The sequence below is a fragment of the Halomonas sp. MES3-P3E genome, from assembly GCF_002836035.1.
Classification (GTDB): Bacteria; Pseudomonadota; Gammaproteobacteria; order Pseudomonadales; family Halomonadaceae; genus Vreelandella; species Vreelandella arctica.
Genome location: NZ_PJBT01000112.1, coordinates 1 through 1,017, shown reverse-complemented (window position 1 = coordinate 1,017; position 1,017 = coordinate 1). Strand labels below are relative to the sequence as shown.

1 protein-coding gene and 1 pseudogene are annotated in these 1,017 nt (G+C 54.5%); one reads left to right on the top strand and one right to left on the bottom strand.

Features of this window, described 5'->3' with window-relative positions:
• Window positions 1-86: 86 nt before the first annotated feature.
• Window positions 87-494 carry a Cd(II)/Pb(II)-responsive transcriptional regulator gene (gene cadR / locus CXF87_RS12140; RefSeq protein WP_004364961.1) on the bottom strand — a complete coding sequence of 136 codons (408 nt, stop codon included), beginning with the start codon at window positions 492-494 and terminating at the stop codon, window positions 87-89.
• 95 nt (window positions 495-589) lie between these two features.
• On the opposite strand from cadR, the pseudogene CXF87_RS12135 reads away from it, so the two are divergent.
• Window positions 590-1,017, top strand: a pseudogene (locus CXF87_RS12135) (cation transporter); the annotation flags it as partial.

Genomic DNA, 1,017 nt, shown 5'->3' with positions numbered 1-1,017 from the left:
GGTAAGCGGATTAAATGGTTGATCTTACCTTTGCATGAGAGTGAGACAGACCGGCATCTCATCGGATTATCTGGTTGATGCTTCACCTACTGCTGGTGCATGTTTCCTTCGCTAATTCCAGCAAGAACCCCACACGCCTCAACTTCCCGGTCATCGTTGCAACTCGCTCTCAGTGAAACGAGTTGTTTCTCAAGCGCTTGCAGAGCGGTTATCTGCGACCGCACATGAGAGATGTGATCATCGAGCAAGGCGTTGACGGCGGTACAAGGCTGATGAGGGTCGTCCTGATAGCTCTGTAGTTCGTGAATCTCAGCCAGTGACAGGCCCAGGATTCTGCAGCGACGGATGAAGGCCAGCCCCTCACCATGCTTCTCGGTATAGACACGGTAACCGTTGTCCTGCCGATCAGGCGGCGGCAACAAGCCCTGCTGTTCATAGAAGCGGATCGTCTGTGTTTCGACCCCTACCAACTGCGCCAACTGACCAATGCGCATCAGCCTCCTCCCCAACGGATTCTTTACTCTATTGACCTTATAGTAGCTTTATAGTTTTAAATGGTACCACAACATTGTTCAAGTGGAGTCGTATCATGAGCAAATCCTGTGGTGGCGCCTGTGGCGGTGATGCAACGTCCGCAGCGGATACCGATATACAGGCCTCCTCCGAGGCGCCAGGGAGATGGGTCAGTGTTTATGCCGTGCCGAAGATGGACTGTCCATCAGAAGAACGAATGATTCGCCTAGCCCTGAACGGCTTTGAGGAGATTCGGGCGCTGTCCTTCGACTTGTCGAACCGCCGGCTGAAGGTCGTGCATGACGGCGAGGTCGAGCCCGTCACCTCGAAACTGAAGACCTTGGGGCTAGGCGCCTCGCTTCAGGAAACCGTCGCTGCAAATCCGGAGACCATCAAGGCCGCCGAGTTTTCGGCAGCTTCTGCTAAGCAAGAATCCGGGACCCTGCGCTGGTTGCTCGGCATCAATGCACTTCTGTTCGTGGTGGAAATGACTGCCGGTCTGAT